The organism is Vibrio alginolyticus NBRC 15630 = ATCC 17749 (assembly GCF_000354175.2).
Taxonomy (GTDB): Bacteria; Pseudomonadota; Gammaproteobacteria; order Enterobacterales; family Vibrionaceae; genus Vibrio; species Vibrio alginolyticus.
Window position 1 is genome coordinate 130,299 of the sequence record NC_022349.1, and the last position, 14,549, is coordinate 144,847.

The following is a 14,549-nucleotide window of genomic DNA, read 5'->3' on the forward strand; positions in this document are numbered from 1 at the left end:
AATAATAAAAAGACTGAGGCCGAATTAGGCCTCATTTTTAGGAACATTCATGTCAATTATTTTGGGCATTGACCCAGGTTCGCGCATTACCGGCTATGGGGTCATTCGTCAAAATGGACGCCACTTGCAATACCTTGGTAGTGGCTGCATTCGTACTTCAGAAAAAGAACTTCCGGGTCGGCTTAAACAGATTTATGCAGGCGTCACGGAAATCATTACCCAGTTTCAACCGGACGTTTTCGCGATCGAGCAAGTGTTTATGGCCAAAAACGCGGATTCAGCGCTAAAACTTGGCCAAGCTCGTGGCAGTGCAATTGTTGCTGCGGTGAATGCGGAGTTGCCGGTATTTGAATATGCGGCTCGTCTTATTAAGCAAGCTGTCGTCGGCACTGGTGGCGCGGACAAAGCGCAAGTTCAGCATATGGTTCAGCAGATGCTTAAATTGCCCGCCAAGCCTCAAGCGGATGCAGCCGATGCTTTAGGTGTGGCGATTTGTCATGCCAATACTAACAAGACTCTCGTTGCGTTAGCGGGCAAAGCAACCAGTGCCAGAAAAGGGCGCTACCGTTAAAATTAACTGGATGTCTATCCAGTTCTTTATTATCCTGTCGCAAATTCATTTCCAAAGAGTATTTATAGTGATTGGACGTCTTCGTGGCATACTGATTGAAAAGCAACCACCTGAAGTATTAATTGAAGTTAATGGCATTGGCTATGAAGTCCAGATGCCAATGAGCTGTTTTTACGAACTGCCAAATGTTGGCGAAGAAGCCATTATTTATACTCACTTTGTTGTCCGTGAAGATGCGCAATTGCTATACGGTTTCAACACGGTAAAAGAACGAGCACTTTTCCGTGAAGTGATCAAAGCCAATGGCGTTGGTCCTAAACTCGGTCTTGGTATTCTCTCTGGTATGACAGCAACGCAATTTGTTACTTGTGTGGAACATGAAGACGTTTCTACGCTGGTTAAGCTTCCAGGCGTTGGCAAGAAAACCGCAGAGCGATTGGTTGTTGAAATGAAAGACCGCTTGAAAGGGTGGGGCGCTGGCGATCTATTTACACCATTTACGGATGCTGCTCCTGCGGATTCTAGTGCGACATCCAACAACGCGGAAGAAGAAGCAATCAGTGCGCTTCTAGCTCTAGGTTACAAGCCGACTCAAGCGTCGAAAGTGGTATCTCAGATCGCTAAACCGGACATGAGCAGTGAGCAAATGATCCGTGAAGCTCTAAAATCAATGGTGTAACGCTGGTTGCACAGTGAACATTTGTTCAAGATAACTCATTCTCTAAGGTTAATGCCAATCGCTTAACGATGTTTTTTTGTGTCATTTCAGCGAGCCTGGCGAGACTGGGAATCTAATAGCAGCACGCTGAGCGGTTAATGAAACAATTTGACCATAAATCGCTCGGGTAGAAGATCCTGTATCACGCTCCTTCGTCGCTGTACAGGATGACGAGATATAGAAATATGCCACTTGCTGTTAAACGAGCGGCATTATTCTCTCAGGTAACCATTTTTCAAGGTAAAAAGATGATTGAAGCCGATCGTTTAATCGCGCCAGAAAACCCTGCCTTTCGTGATGAAGATGTCATTGATCGTGCTATTCGGCCAAAAAAATTAGCGGATTACCAAGGTCAGGACCATGTCCGTGACCAAATGGAGATCTTCATTAAAGCTGCTCAGTTACGTAGCGAAGCACTTGATCACCTTTTGATTTTTGGTCCCCCAGGTTTGGGTAAAACCACACTTGCGAATATCGTTGCCAATGAAATGGAAGTGAACATTCGCACTACTTCAGGCCCTGTACTTGAGAAAGCAGGCGATTTGGCCGCGCTGTTAACCAACCTTGAAGAAAACGATGTGTTGTTCATCGATGAGATTCACCGCTTGAGTCCGATGGTTGAAGAGGTGCTATATCCGGCGATGGAAGATTATCAACTGGATATTATGATCGGTGAAGGTCCGGCCGCTCGTTCTATTAAGATCGATTTACCACCATTTACGTTAATTGGTGCGACGACCCGAGCGGGCTCTTTAACGTCACCATTGCGCGACCGCTTTGGTATTACTCAGCGCCTTGAGTTTTATAAGATAAAAGACCTCCAAGATATCGTGCAGCGAAGCGCGGATTGTTTAGGTTTATCAATGGAACCTGAAGGTGCATTGGAAGTGGCAAGACGTGCGCGTGGCACACCACGTATTGCTAACCGTTTGCTACGCCGTGTTCGTGATTATGCGGAAGTAAAAGGCAATGGTCACATTTGTGCCGATGTTGCTGATAAGGCGTTGAATATGCTTGATGTGGACGCCGAAGGCTTCGATTACATGGACCGTAAGCTACTACTCGCGATTATGGAAAAATTTGGTGGTGGTCCGGTCGGGCTCGACAACATGGCAGCGGCGATAGGTGAAGAAAAGGACACTATTGAAGACGTTCTTGAGCCTTATCTTATTCAGCAAGGTTATTTACAACGCACTCCGCGTGGAAGAATCGCGACAGATCGTGCGTATTTGCATTTCGGAATTGAAAAATAAGATTCCCTCGCTGGGCCTTTGTTGCCCAGCGCTTCATTAAAGTTGACCAAACTCACATTTTTTGAATTTTTTCTCATACTGGTTTAGTAAGTAAAAAGCATTGATTGTTAACTCGATGTTTGCTTGCAACTGGTTAATTTCTCTCCTGATTACTCTCTCTTAACATCCGTATCCAATACTGGTTGATCTAGATCAATGTGATGGATTTTTGTGCAAATTCCGCGCATAAACATTGATGTATATCAAAGCGCGTTACGGCTATAAACCTTTTGAAACAATCTGTTTTTACAAGTAATATTAGTCCCAGCTATATTAGCTGATGCTTAACAATTAACTAACCAATGAAGCACATTTTTGCAACAATGAGTTGTGATAATTCAACATTTTTCAAGTGTAAATAACACCTGAATATGGATTGCAATATGTAGAGAGTGTCATTCAGCCGACACATAGGAGTTACCATGATTGACGTAGTTGATCTATCGCGGTTGCAGTTTGCACTGACAGCGATGTATCACTTCCTATTCGTACCATTGACCCTTGGTATGGCCTTCCTTCTGGCCATTATGGAATCGATGTACGTAATGACGAACAAGCAAATCTATAAGGACATGACCAAGTTCTGGGGTAAGCTATTCGGTATTAACTTTGCACTTGGTGTGGCGACAGGCCTTACCATGGAGTTCCAGTTTGGTACGAACTGGTCTTATTACTCCCACTATGTAGGTGATATCTTCGGTGCACCGCTAGCGATCGAAGCACTTGTCGCATTCTTCCTGGAGTCAACTTTTGTTGGTCTATTCTTCTTCGGGTGGGATCGTCTATCTAAACGCCAACACTTAGCGGTTACCTGGCTTGTGGCACTAGGCTCTAACTTCTCTGCTCTTTGGATTCTTATCGCAAACGGCTGGATGCAAAACCCAGTAGGCGCAGATTTCAACTTCGAAACCATGCGAATGGAAATGGTGAGCTTCTCTGAGGTTGTACTAAACCCAGTTGCTCAGGTTAAGTTCGTGCATACGGTTGCTTCTGGTTACACTTGTGGCGCAATGTTTATTCTAGGCATCAGTTCATACTACCTATTAAAAGGTCGTGACATTGCGTTTGCTCGTCGTTCGTTTGCTATTGCTGCTTCTTTCGGTATTGCAGCTATCTTATCTACCATCGTTCTTGGTGACGAATCTGGCTACGAGCTTGGTGAAGTTCAAAAAGTGAAACTCGCTGCAATTGAAGCAGAGTGGCACACTGAACCTGCACCTGCCGCATTTACGTTATTTGGTGTTCCTAACCAGGAAACGATGCATACCGATTACGCAATTAAGATCCCTTACGTAATGGGTATTATCGCGACACGCTCTTTTGATGAGCAAGTAACAGGTCTTCGTGATTTACGTGATGAACACGTCGATCGTATTCGTGACGGCATGTACGCTTATGAACTTCTAGAGAAGCTTCGCGCGGGCGACAAGTCAGAAGAAAACATGACTGCGTTTGATGAAGTGAAAGGTGACCTAGGTTACGGTCTACTTCTAAAACGCTACACAGACAATGTTGTTGATGCAACAGAAGAGCAAATCCAAGCTGCTGCGGACGACTCAATCCCAACAGTATGGCCGCTATTCTGGTCATTCCGTATCATGGTTGCTTGTGGCTTCATCATGTTGTTTGTCTTTGGTGCGGCGTTTATCCAAACGTGTCGTCAGAAGATTGAACAGAAACAATGGATTCTAAAAGCTGCACTATTTAGCATTCCACTACCTTGGATTGCAATTGAAGCGGGTTGGTTCGTCGCTGAGTACGGCCGTCAGCCTTGGGCTGTAGGTGAAATTCTACCAGTGCATGTTGCAGCTTCTGCGCTGACTGCAGGTGAAATCTGGACTTCACTCTTCGCAATTCTGGCGCTATACACGGTATTCCTGATTGCAGAAGTTTACCTAATGTTGAAATTCGCTCGTAAAGGCCCAAGTAGCCTGAAAACGGGTCGCTACCACTTCGAGCAAAATGCTGACTCTGTTGAAGACAAAGTTAGTCGCCAAGTAGAAGCGTAAGGTAAGGAGATAACAAGATGTTTGATTACGAAATCTTGCGACTCATCTGGTGGGTACTAATCGGTGTTCTACTAGTTGGTTTTGCAGTAACAGACGGCTTCGATATGGGTGTAGGCGCGCTTGTACCTATCATCGGTAAAAACGACACGCAACGCCGTGTCATGATTAACTCAATTGCTCCTCACTGGGATGGTAACCAAGTTTGGCTTATCACTGCTGGTGGTGCACTGTTCGCAGCTTGGCCTTTGGTTTACGCAACGTCATTTTCAGGCTTCTACTTAGCGATGATTTTGACACTAGCAGCGCTATGGCTTCGTCCTCTGGGTCTAGACTACCGCTCTAAAATCGAAGAACCAAAATGGCGCAATACCTGGGATATCTGTATCTCAATCAGTGGTTTTGTTCCGCCAATCATCTTTGGTGTGGCGTTTGGTAACCTTCTACAAGGTGTACCATTCCAATTGAGTGAGTTCTTGATGCCAACATACCATGGCTCATTCTTTGGTCTACTAAATCCATTTGCACTGTTGTGTGGTCTAGTAAGCTTGTTCATGATTTTGATGCAAGGTTCTACTTGGCTACAAATGAAAACAACAGGCGAAGTGCATGTGCGTGCGCGCAACGTTGCTCAGTTGGCTGGTTTACTGACGGTTGCTGCGTTTGTAGCGGCTGGTTTCTGGATCCAAAATATCGATGGCTACGTCATTGTTGGCGGTATCGACACTAACGCTGCTTCTAACCCTCTAAACAAAGAGGTTATCCGTGAAGCTGGTGCGTGGATGAAGAACTTTGAAAACTACCCACTACTATGGGCTGCTCCTGTATTAGGTGTTGCAATGCCGCTTCTCGCTGTATTGGCATCTCGTCTTGAAAAATGTGCGATTTCGTTCATTACTTCAAGCTTGGGTGTTGCTGGTGTTATCTTTACTGCAGGTTTTGCGATGTTCCCATTCATCATGCCTTCAGACTTAATGCCAAGCCACAGCTTAACAATGTGGGATGCAACGTCATCTGAGCTGACTCTGAACCTAATGACAGGCGTTGCGTTTGTTATGGTGCCAATCATCCTTGGTTACACATCTTGGACTTACTACAAGATGTTTGGTCGCCTTGATGACCAGTACATTGAAGACAACAAAAACTCACTTTACTAAGGGGCATTTACTATGTGGTATTTCGCATGGATTCTAGGTGTACTACTTGCTTGTGCATTCGGTATCATCAACGCTCTTTGGCTAGAGCACTCAGAAATGATGGATAAAGACAGTGAGTAACCTCGCTGATAAGGTAGCGAAACTTCACGCACCAATGGATAAGACTCTGCTACGAGTCTTATCTCTCATCCTTGGCTTTATGCACGTAGGATTGGTGATGTGGGACCCTGAAGCTTACCATCAAGCAATTGGTGGTTTTAACTCAATCGTCGCACCAGCACTGATTTGGTCTGTATGTTCAAGCATGGTGTATGGGGTGGGCTTCAAGCCAAGAAACTGGTACTGGCAAGTTTTGTTTAGTCCTTATTTCTCGTTAGCTATCTTAATTTATCTAACGGCACTTTATTTCATTTAGGCTGAAATATGCTGTAATAAAGTCGGTTACTAAATCATCGAATAAAAGCTAGGTATCTCGCCTAGCTTTTATTTTTCTACAAATTTCAAAAATATTTCCTTAGCTCGGTACCAATTGCTGTCGCTTCAGTTATAGTAATTACTTTAAAGAATTGAATATATTGGTACTCCCTTGCAAGGCACATCAAATCTCTTTCACTGGCCGATCACCGTGTACTATGAAGACACTGATGCGGGCGGTGTTGTATATCATTCTAATTATCTAAAATTCTTTGAGCGCGCACGGACAGAGATGTTACGTGCTAAAGGCATTTCTCAACATGTGTTACTGGAACAAAATATCGGCTTTGTTGTCCGACACATGGATATCGATTTTAACCAAGGGGCTAGGCTGGACGAGCATCTGACAGTCGTAACCCGAGTGTCAGAAATAAAACGTGCTTCTCTGCAATTCTGTCAAGAGTTGGTCAATGATCAAGGCAAGATATTGTGCAAGGCCTCGGTTAAGGTAGCATGTATCGATAATAAGAAAATGAAACCAATAGCTATTCCAACCTTTATAAATTCGGAGCTAACAAATAGTGACTGCTGATATTTCCATTTTAGATCTCTTTCTTCAGGCCAGTCTGTTGGTAAAGCTTGTGATGCTGACGTTGCTTGGCATGTCAATTGTGTCATGGGCAATGATCATCAAGCGCAGCAAAGTGCTTTCTCAAGCATCAAAAAATGCAGAGCAGTTTGAAGACAAATTTTGGTCGGGTACTGATCTTTCTCAGCTTTACCAAAAAGTAAAAGCGCGTAAAGACGAAATTGAAGGCACAGAAGAAATCTTCTACGCAGGTTTTACAGAGTTTGCTCGCCTACGTAAGAGCAACGCAAATTCACCAGCTTACATCATGGAAGGCACTGGCCGCGCAATGCGCGTTGCTGTTTCTCGTGAAGTAGATGAGCTAGAAACAAGCTTACCGTTTTTGGCAACAGTCGGTTCTATAAGCCCTTATATCGGCCTATTTGGTACCGTTTGGGGCATCATGCACGCCTTTATTGCGCTGGGTGAAGTAAAGCAAGCTACGTTGTCTATGGTTGCACCGGGTATCGCCGAGGCACTTATCGCGACAGCGATGGGGCTATTTGCGGCTATTCCGGCAGTAATGGCGTACAACCGCCTAAGCAATAAAGTGAGTAAACTAGAGCACACTTACGCAACATTTTCTGAAGAATTCCACAGCATCCTTCATCGTCAAGCGATGGCTGGCCGAGACAGCGCGGATAAGGAATAAAGCATGGCGGGTTATCAACCTAAAAAGCGAAAAATGACAGCGGAGATCAACGTTGTTCCGTATATCGACGTAATGCTCGTACTGTTGATCATTTTTATGGCGACCGCTCCATTTGTGACTCAAGGCGTCGACGTTGATCTTCCGAAAACATCGACCGCAGAATCTATGCAAGACCTTGCTGGCGAGACTGACAGTAGCTTTATTATCATCGAAATTGATAGCGAGGGTAATTTAGGCCTAAGCGTAAATGATGAAGAAGTTCAGCGAGGTTTGTCGTTGCAAGATGTTATTGTGCGAGTGAAAGCGGAGCGAGAGGTTAAGCCGGATTCACCAGTTGCGGTAGGTGGCGACGCGGCAACACCATATGCCGATGTTGTTCTATTGCTAGATGAACTAAGTCGAGCTGGTATCCCTAAGGTAGGTCTAATGACCGATATCAGGGAATAGACATCAATTATCTATGAAAGATCACAAGAAGAAACCCAACCAATACGCCAAACCGATAGCAATATCGGTTGGTTTGCATGCAATTCTAGTTGCAGCCCTGCTTTGGGGGACGGACTTCAACATGTCTAAACCAGAGCCTACAGGGCAAATGGTTCAAGCTGTTGTCATCGATCCAAAACTTGTGCAGCAACAAGCGAAAGAAATTCGCCAGCAACGCGAAAAGGCAGCGAAAAAAGAACAAGAGCGTCTTGATAAACTGAGACGCGAAGCAGAGCAGCTAGAAAAAAACCGCAAAGCTGAAGAAGAGCAAATTCGCAAGTTGAAAGAGCAGCAAGCGAAAGATGCTCAAGCGGCGCGAGAAGCAGAAGCTGCACGTAAGAAAAAAGAGCAAGAGCGCAAGCAGGAAGAAGAACGTGTTCGCAAAGAAAAAGAGCGAGCTGCTAAGCTAGAAAAAGAGCGCAAGGCAAAAGAAGAAGCCGTGCGTAAAGCTGAGCAGGAGCGTTTAGCAAAAGAAGCGGCTATAGCAAAAGCTGAGCAAGAACGTTTAGCTCGCGAAAAAGCAGCAAAAGAAGCGGAAGAAAAAGCACGTCGTGAGCGTGAAGCTGCTGAAAAAGCTGAACAAGAGCGCATTGCAAAAGAGAAAGCGGCAAAAGAGGCAGCGGAGCGAGAGCGTAAAGCGAGAGAAGCAGCTGAGCGTGCCGAGCGTGAGCGTAAAGCTCAAGAAGCCGCGTTAGATGATATTTTTGCGGGTCTTGAGGATGAGGTCAGTAAAAACAGTGCTGCGCGCAATCAATTTATTGACGACGAACTTTCTCGTATGTCATCCATCTATACTCAAAATATTCAGCAAAAGCTGATTAAGGATGACTACTTGCTGGGAAAGGAGTGTAGGGTAAACATCAAATTGATTCCGACAGGAACTGATATGATGGTCTCTGGTGTTACCGTTTTGAGTGGCGATACTCGAGTATGTGCTGCGGCGAAGCGAGCAATAGCTCAGGTAGGGACGTTCCCTAAATCTTCAGAATCAGCGGTCAATGAAAGACTAAAAGACATCAACATAACTGTTGCTTTGGACTAAAAGGAATAAGACGTGATTAGACGCCTTTTACTAGGAATGTTTGTACTGTTTAGCAGTATGACAAATGTGGCGAATGCCGCATTAGAGTTGGTCATTACCGATGGTATTGATTCAGCACGACCAATTGCTGTTGTTCCGTTTAAGTGGGAGGGCACACAAGCGCTTCCAACGGATGTTTCTGCTGTTATCGCCTCGGATTTACAACGTAGTGGTAAATTCAGCCCAGTTCCAACGAGCAAAATGCCACAAACACCGTTCAGTGAATCAGAAGTTAATTTTGATGCTTGGACCAATTTAGGTGTGGATGCGCTATTGACTGGTTCAATCAAGCAAAACGACCAAGGTGACTACGTTATCAACTATCAACTTGTTGATATTGTGCGTGGTCAGTTAACAGGTGGGAAGAGTAAGGCGCTTGGTAGTGACGGTGAATTGGTTCTGTCAAAAGATCATGTGCTGTTCAATAAAGTAGCCACTGTTCAAGGGCCTCGTATGCGTGAGTACGCTCACCGAATCTCTGATTTGGTGTATGAGCAGTTAACTGGCGACCGTGGCGCTTTCATGACTCGTATCGCATATGTGGTAGTGAACGATAAAGACCGTTTCCCTTACCAACTTCGAGTCGCTGATTACGATGGCTACAATGAGCGTCTGGTTTTACGTTCTAAGCAACCATTAATGTCACCAGCGTGGTCACCAGATGGTAAAAAGCTTGCGTATGTTAGCTTCCAAAATGGCCAAGCAGAAATCTTCATCATGAACATCTACACCGGTGAACGTGAGAAAATTACTTCATACCCACGTCACAATGGTGCGCCAAGATTTTCGCCAGATGGCAATAAGTTAGCGATTGTTCTTTCTAAAACAGGCTCGCTTCATGTTTATACGTTTGACCTTAACACTCGTAAGCTGACGCAAATTACGCGTGGCAGATCAAATAATACGGAACCGTTCTGGCATCCGGATGGAAAATCGTTGATTTTCACATCGGATAGGGGTGGTAAACCACAGATTTATCAAGTAAATTTGGGCAGCGGTTCTATTGACCGTTTGACTTGGCAAGGCAGCCAAAATTTGGGTGGTCAGATTACTCCTGATGGGCGATTCCTAGTTATGGTGAACCGCAGCAACGCAGGATTTAATTTGGCGAAACAAGATTTGGAAACTGGTGCTCTTCAAGTCTTAACTAAGACCTTGCTTGATGAGTCTCCTAGTATTGCCCCAAACGGTGGCATGGTTGTGTATAGCTCGATTTACAACAAGAAAAACGTACTATCGATGGTGTCAATTGATGGTCGATTCAAAGCTAGATTACCGGCAACAAATGGGCGTGTTCGAGCGCCTGCATGGTCACCGTTTTTGTAGTAATAAGTTTGATTAATAAAGGAAAATAAGATGCAACTGAACAAGGTTCTAAAAGGGCTACTAATCGCGCTTCCTGTAATGGCTGTTACAGCGTGTAGTTCAAGCGACGACGCTGCTTCTAACACTGGTGCAGCAACAAACAACAATGGCGCAGTGGAAACAACAGTAGCTACGCCAATTGATCAAAGCGGTCAGTTGACAGAGCAAGAGCTAAAAGAGCAAGCGCTACGTGAAACTCAAACAATCTACTTTGCTTTTGACAACTCAACAATTGCAGCAGATTACGAAGAGATGCTAGCGGCTCACGCTTCTTACCTAAGCAAGAACCCAGCACTTAACGTAACTATCGAAGGTCACGCTGATGAGCGTGGTACTCCTGAGTACAACATCGCTCTAGGTGAGCGTCGTGCACAAGCAGTAGCGAACTACCTACAAGCACTAGGTGTTCAAGCTGACCAAATCTCAATCGTTAGCTACGGTGAAGAGAAGCCACTTCTTCTAGGTCAATCAGATGAAGTTTACGCTAAGAACCGTCGCGCGGTTCTAGTATACTAATTCGAGGTAATCCTCATGTTCAGTAACACTAAGCGCGCTGTTGCGCTTACGTTACTGGCAAGTGCAGCGAACTTTGCGTTCGCTGCACCAGCTCCAGTATCCGATCTCAACAGCACATCATCCGTCTCTAAGAGCCGTTCATCTGAAACGGAAGTAGAGCGTCTAGAGCGCTTGCTACAAAACCGCAATCGCGTTCAGCTCCAAATGCAACAGCAAATTGACCAAATGTCACAAGAGATCAGTGAATTACGTGGTCAATTAGAGCGAAATAGCTACGAAATGAAGCAAATGTTGCAACGTCAACGAGAGTTGTTTGTCGAGCTGGATCGTGTTCGTGGAGAGATAAAATCCGCGCCTGCGCAAGAAGCGAAACCGGCTAAAACAGGTGGTCAGTACACACCAAATGTTGATGAGCAAACGGCATACCAAAATGCAGTCGACCTCATCCTCAAGAAACGTGACTACACTGGCGCAATTGCAGCGTTCCAGCAGTTCCAGAAAGATTATCCTGATTCTACATATTCAGCGAATTCTCACTACTGGCTAGGTCAGTTGTACTTCGCTAAAAAGCAGGATGAGGATGCAGTGAAAAGTTTTGCCGCTGTTGTGTCTTATAAAGACTCCAATAAGCGAGCCGATGCGTTGCTTAAGTTAGGCGAAATCGCTGAGCGTAATAACAATGCAGCTCAAGCGAAAAAGTACTACCAACAAGTGGTTGATGAATACCCAGGTAGTGCATCTGCAAAACTTGCCAGCTCTAAGCTGTAAGACGTTATGTTTTGAAAAGGAAGCTTCGGCTTCCTTTTTCTTTTCCATTTTCTGTTGGTGCAGAACGGCTAAGTCGATAGCAATGATGCAGAGCCTCTGACCTTATGTTGCACCGAATTTAGCTACTCGGAAATGCTACCTGTAACAAAGATATACGGCTAGACCGCTAGAAATCCCCGCGACAAGTTGGTTTTTGAAAATTAACGAGGTTACAATACTCGGATTAAAGGAAGTTGCGTAGAGCAAGAGCAATGAGCCATATATTAGATAAAATCGACACTGTTTACCCATTCCCACCGAAACCAGTTCCATTAAGCGAAGAAGAAAAAGCATCTTACATTGAGCGTATTAAAAAGTTACTCAAAGAAAAAGATGCGGTACTTATCGCGCACTATTATACCGACCCTGAGATTCAAGCCCTAGCTGAAGACACTGGCGGGTTTGTTGGTGACTCGTTGGAAATGGCGAAGTTTGGTAATCGTCACCCTGCAAGTACATTGATTATTGGTGGTGTTCGCTTTATGGGCGAGTCGGCCAAAATTCTGACACCAGAAAAGCGCATTCTAATGCCAACGTTGGAAGCGGAATGTTCGCTCGACCTTGGCTGTCCTGCGGATAAGTTCAGCGAGTTTTGTGATGCTCACCCTGATCATACGGTTGTAGTTTACGCAAATACTTCAGCAGCGGTTAAAGCCCGTGCCGACTGGGTCGTTACATCGAGCATTGCGCTTGAAATCGTGGAACACTTAGACGCTGAAGATAAGCCAATTATTTGGGGACCAGACCGTCACCTAGGATCGTACATCGCTAACAAAACTGGCGCAGATATGCTGCTTTGGCAGGGTGAGTGTGTGGTTCATGATGAGTTCTCTGCTGATGCGCTACGAAAAATGAAGAGCGTGTATCCAGATGCGGCTATTTTGGTTCACCCTGAGTCACCAGCAAGCGTCGTAGAACTTGCCGATGCCGTTGGATCAACGAGTCAGCTGATCAAAGCAGCGAAAGAGCTTCCTCACAAACAAATGATCGTTGCGACAGACAAAGGCATTTTCTTTAAAATGCAGCAACTTGTGCCAGAGAAAGAACTTATCGAAGCGCCAACCGCAGGTGCAGGCGCAACATGTCGCAGCTGTGCACACTGTCCTTGGATGGCAATGAACGGTTTGAAAGCAATTGAGAAAGCGCTTAGTGAAGGTGGTGAAGAGCACGAAATTTTTGTTGATGAAGCGCTACGTGTGAAATCACTTATCCCACTGAACCGCATGCTAGATTTTGCTGAGCAGCTAAATATGCAAGTGAAAGGTAATGCTTAAAAAGTAGGCGTAACTGAAAGTAAATCTCAAAAACCAGCCGAATATGGCTGGTTTTTTTGTGTCTTACTATCAATGAGTTACTATTGATGCAATCAATGAATATCGAGGTCATAAATTTATGGCGGTGTGGTTAGTAGTTAAAAAGTGGCTTAGTTCCCACCTTTTTAAATTGAGCAACCGAAGCCTTCTCATCTTTAGTGGCTTATATGTGAGCCTTTCATGGTGGCTGCTGGTTCTCGCTGGTGAAACAGCATTAACAGACAGTTTCGCTAACTTTATCTATTACCTCATGGTTACGGCGAGTACGGTGGGTTATGGCGACCATTCTCCAGTAACAGATATGGGTAAATGGGTTGTCGTACTATTTGTAATCCCCGGCGGTTTGAGCTTATTCGCCGCATTATTGGGGCGTGTCGCTGGAGCAGCGATGGACTATTGGCGAGCGGGTATTTTAGGAAAACGGAGAGTAAGAGTGGAAAACCATATTGTATTGTTGGGCTGGAATGGATCGAGAACGATGCACCTTATTCGCATGTTACAACATGAAGAAGAGGGAAAGCGCCCGATTGTTTTATGCAGCCGTTCAGAAATAGAGAACCCGTTACCTGGCGAAATCAGTTTTATCAAAGTGACCAGTTATACCGATTCGCAAGAAATGAAAAACGCCAATATTGCCGAAGCCGCTTGCATTATTGTGGATAATCTCTCGGACGACATTACCTTGTCAGCCGCTCTATACTGCGCATCTGTAAACCCTTCCGCTCATTTGGTCGCTTACTTTAAAGATGAAGCGCTAGGCCGACTTCTAAGTCAGCATTGCCCGAAAGCGGAATGCATACCTGCTGTTGGCGCAGAAATGTTGGCAAAAGCGGCGGTTGACCCGGGCTCAAGTGCGCTTCATCAGGAGCTTTTGGCTTCAACACGAGGTATGACGCAATACTCAGTTATTTATCCTGAGGGGCAGTCTGCCACCACTATTGAGAATCTCTTCGTTTTTCTCAAAAGACGCCATCATGCCACGCTGATTGCTTTTGATATTGGCGATGGTATTCAACTCAACCCAGATTTAGATGCTGAAGTACCCGCGAGTACCAAGCTGTTTTACATTGCAGATGAACGTATTGAAGATTTTGCCTGGAAAGAAATGAACAAGGAACAATAATGCACATGATTGCTGGCCTGTTAGCAGGCTTCCCAAACTTTTTACTCTATTTCTCTGTTTCTATTATTTTTGTATTGGCGTTTAAGTTCATCTACGTCAAGTTGACGCCATACGATGAGTGGCATCTGATTAAAGAAAAACAAAATACAGCAGCAGCGATTGCGCTAAGTGGGGCTTTCCTTGGTTACTGTCTCGCGATTTCGGGGGCGGCAAAAAACTCAGTCAATATCGTCGATTTTATGGTATGGGGCGTTGTCGCAATGCTTGCTCAAATTATCGCATTTGCAATTGTACGCTTTATTTTACTTCCGAAAGTGGCAGAGCGTATCGAAAAAGATGAACTGCCAGCCGGTATTGTATTAGCAGCAGTTTCTGTTTCGGTTGGCGTATTGAATGCCGCGTGCATGACCTACTAGGAGG

The 14,549-nt window shown here is 45.0% G+C and carries 17 protein-coding genes; all 17 read left to right on the forward strand.

Annotation, left to right across the window (positions count from 1 at the left end):
* Nucleotides 1-49: 49 nt before the first annotated feature.
* The gene (gene ruvC, locus N646_RS00540) at nucleotides 50-571 is read left to right on the forward strand and encodes a crossover junction endodeoxyribonuclease RuvC (RefSeq protein ID WP_005387909.1); all 522 of its coding nucleotides are present in this window, start codon (nucleotides 50-52) and stop codon (nucleotides 569-571) included.
* A gap of 67 nt (nucleotides 572-638) precedes the next feature.
* On the forward strand, nucleotides 639-1,250 hold the full coding sequence (gene ruvA / locus N646_RS00545) for a Holliday junction branch migration protein RuvA (RefSeq protein WP_017820041.1): 612 nt from the start codon (nucleotides 639-641) through the stop codon (nucleotides 1,248-1,250).
* A gap of 287 nt (nucleotides 1,251-1,537) precedes the next feature.
* Nucleotides 1,538-2,542 (forward strand): Holliday junction branch migration DNA helicase RuvB, encoded by a 1,005-nt coding sequence (gene ruvB, locus N646_RS00550; RefSeq protein ID WP_005378312.1) that lies wholly within the window; start codon nucleotides 1,538-1,540, stop codon nucleotides 2,540-2,542.
* Between the two features lie 461 nt (nucleotides 2,543-3,003).
* Entirely contained in the window at nucleotides 3,004-4,590 is a 1,587-nt protein-coding gene (gene cydA / locus N646_RS00555) for a cytochrome ubiquinol oxidase subunit I (protein ID WP_005378311.1), read from the forward strand.
* A 17-nt stretch (nucleotides 4,591-4,607) separates the two neighbouring features.
* The gene (gene cydB, locus N646_RS00560; RefSeq protein WP_017820042.1) at nucleotides 4,608-5,744 is read left to right on the forward strand and encodes a cytochrome d ubiquinol oxidase subunit II; all 1,137 of its coding nucleotides are present in this window, start codon (nucleotides 4,608-4,610) and stop codon (nucleotides 5,742-5,744) included.
* A gap of 12 nt (nucleotides 5,745-5,756) precedes the next feature.
* Nucleotides 5,757-5,864 carry a cytochrome bd-I oxidase subunit CydX gene (cydX, locus tag N646_RS23315; RefSeq protein ID WP_000270284.1) on the forward strand — a complete coding sequence of 36 codons (108 nt, stop codon included), beginning with the start codon at nucleotides 5,757-5,759 and terminating at the stop codon, nucleotides 5,862-5,864.
* A complete protein-coding gene (gene ybgE, locus N646_RS00570; RefSeq protein ID WP_017820043.1) occupies nucleotides 5,857-6,159 on the forward strand; it encodes a cyd operon protein YbgE in 303 nt (100 codons plus the stop codon). The genes cydX and ybgE overlap by 8 nt, the downstream gene beginning before the upstream one ends.
* 171 nt (nucleotides 6,160-6,330) lie before the next feature.
* A complete protein-coding gene (ybgC, locus tag N646_RS00575) occupies nucleotides 6,331-6,750 on the forward strand; it encodes a tol-pal system-associated acyl-CoA thioesterase (protein WP_017820044.1) in 420 nt (139 codons plus the stop codon).
* The gene (gene tolQ / locus N646_RS00580) at nucleotides 6,740-7,438 is read left to right on the forward strand and encodes a protein TolQ (RefSeq protein WP_005378301.1); all 699 of its coding nucleotides are present in this window, start codon (nucleotides 6,740-6,742) and stop codon (nucleotides 7,436-7,438) included. The genes ybgC and tolQ overlap by 11 nt, the downstream gene beginning before the upstream one ends.
* Before the next feature lie 3 nt (nucleotides 7,439-7,441).
* Nucleotides 7,442-7,885, forward strand: coding sequence for an ExbD/TolR family protein (locus N646_RS00585; protein ID WP_005378298.1), 444 nt, complete (start codon nucleotides 7,442-7,444; stop codon nucleotides 7,883-7,885).
* A 13-nt stretch (nucleotides 7,886-7,898) separates the two neighbouring features.
* Nucleotides 7,899-8,966 (forward strand): cell envelope integrity protein TolA, encoded by a 1,068-nt coding sequence (gene tolA, locus N646_RS00590; RefSeq protein WP_017820045.1) that lies wholly within the window; start codon nucleotides 7,899-7,901, stop codon nucleotides 8,964-8,966.
* A gap of 12 nt (nucleotides 8,967-8,978) precedes the next feature.
* Nucleotides 8,979-10,331 carry a Tol-Pal system beta propeller repeat protein TolB gene (gene tolB / locus N646_RS00595; RefSeq protein ID WP_005387925.1) on the forward strand — a complete coding sequence of 451 codons (1,353 nt, stop codon included), beginning with the start codon at nucleotides 8,979-8,981 and terminating at the stop codon, nucleotides 10,329-10,331.
* A 30-nt stretch (nucleotides 10,332-10,361) separates the two neighbouring features.
* A complete protein-coding gene (pal, locus tag N646_RS00600; protein ID WP_005378293.1) occupies nucleotides 10,362-10,886 on the forward strand; it encodes a peptidoglycan-associated lipoprotein Pal in 525 nt (174 codons plus the stop codon).
* Between the two features lie 15 nt (nucleotides 10,887-10,901).
* A complete protein-coding gene (ybgF, locus tag N646_RS00605; RefSeq protein ID WP_005387926.1) occupies nucleotides 10,902-11,654 on the forward strand; it encodes a tol-pal system protein YbgF in 753 nt (250 codons plus the stop codon).
* A gap of 251 nt (nucleotides 11,655-11,905) precedes the next feature.
* Complete coding sequence (gene nadA / locus N646_RS00610) at nucleotides 11,906-12,967, forward strand: quinolinate synthase NadA (protein WP_017820046.1); 1,062 nt, start codon at nucleotides 11,906-11,908, stop codon at nucleotides 12,965-12,967.
* 118 nt (nucleotides 12,968-13,085) lie between these two features.
* The gene (locus N646_RS00615) at nucleotides 13,086-14,129 is read left to right on the forward strand and encodes a potassium channel protein (protein ID WP_017820047.1); all 1,044 of its coding nucleotides are present in this window, start codon (nucleotides 13,086-13,088) and stop codon (nucleotides 14,127-14,129) included.
* Nucleotides 14,129-14,545: a DUF350 domain-containing protein gene (locus N646_RS00620; RefSeq protein ID WP_005378281.1), complete on the forward strand. Its 417-nt coding sequence runs from the start codon at nucleotides 14,129-14,131 to the stop codon at nucleotides 14,543-14,545. The genes N646_RS00615 and N646_RS00620 overlap by 1 nt, the downstream gene beginning before the upstream one ends.
* Nucleotides 14,546-14,549: the final 4 nt, after the last annotated feature.

Coding starts and splice junctions, on each gene's coding strand:
- ruvC (WP_005387909.1), top strand. CDS start 50: ATGTCAATTATTTTGGGCATTGACCCAGGTTCGCGCATTACCGGCTAT.
- ruvB (WP_005378312.1), top strand. CDS start 1,538: ATGATTGAAGCCGATCGTTTAATCGCGCCAGAAAACCCTGCCTTTCGT.
- cydB (WP_017820042.1), top strand. CDS start 4,608: ATGTTTGATTACGAAATCTTGCGACTCATCTGGTGGGTACTAATCGGT.
- pal (WP_005378293.1), top strand. CDS start 10,362: ATGCAACTGAACAAGGTTCTAAAAGGGCTACTAATCGCGCTTCCTGTA.
- cydA (WP_005378311.1), top strand. CDS start 3,004: ATGATTGACGTAGTTGATCTATCGCGGTTGCAGTTTGCACTGACAGCG.
- nadA (WP_017820046.1), top strand. CDS start 11,906: ATGAGCCATATATTAGATAAAATCGACACTGTTTACCCATTCCCACCG.
- N646_RS00620 (WP_005378281.1), top strand. CDS start 14,129: ATGCACATGATTGCTGGCCTGTTAGCAGGCTTCCCAAACTTTTTACTC.
- N646_RS00585 (WP_005378298.1), top strand. CDS start 7,442: ATGGCGGGTTATCAACCTAAAAAGCGAAAAATGACAGCGGAGATCAAC.
- ybgF (WP_005387926.1), top strand. CDS start 10,902: ATGTTCAGTAACACTAAGCGCGCTGTTGCGCTTACGTTACTGGCAAGT.
- cydX (WP_000270284.1), top strand. CDS start 5,757: ATGTGGTATTTCGCATGGATTCTAGGTGTACTACTTGCTTGTGCATTC.
- tolA (WP_017820045.1), top strand. CDS start 7,899: ATGAAAGATCACAAGAAGAAACCCAACCAATACGCCAAACCGATAGCA.
- N646_RS00615 (WP_017820047.1), top strand. CDS start 13,086: ATGGCGGTGTGGTTAGTAGTTAAAAAGTGGCTTAGTTCCCACCTTTTT.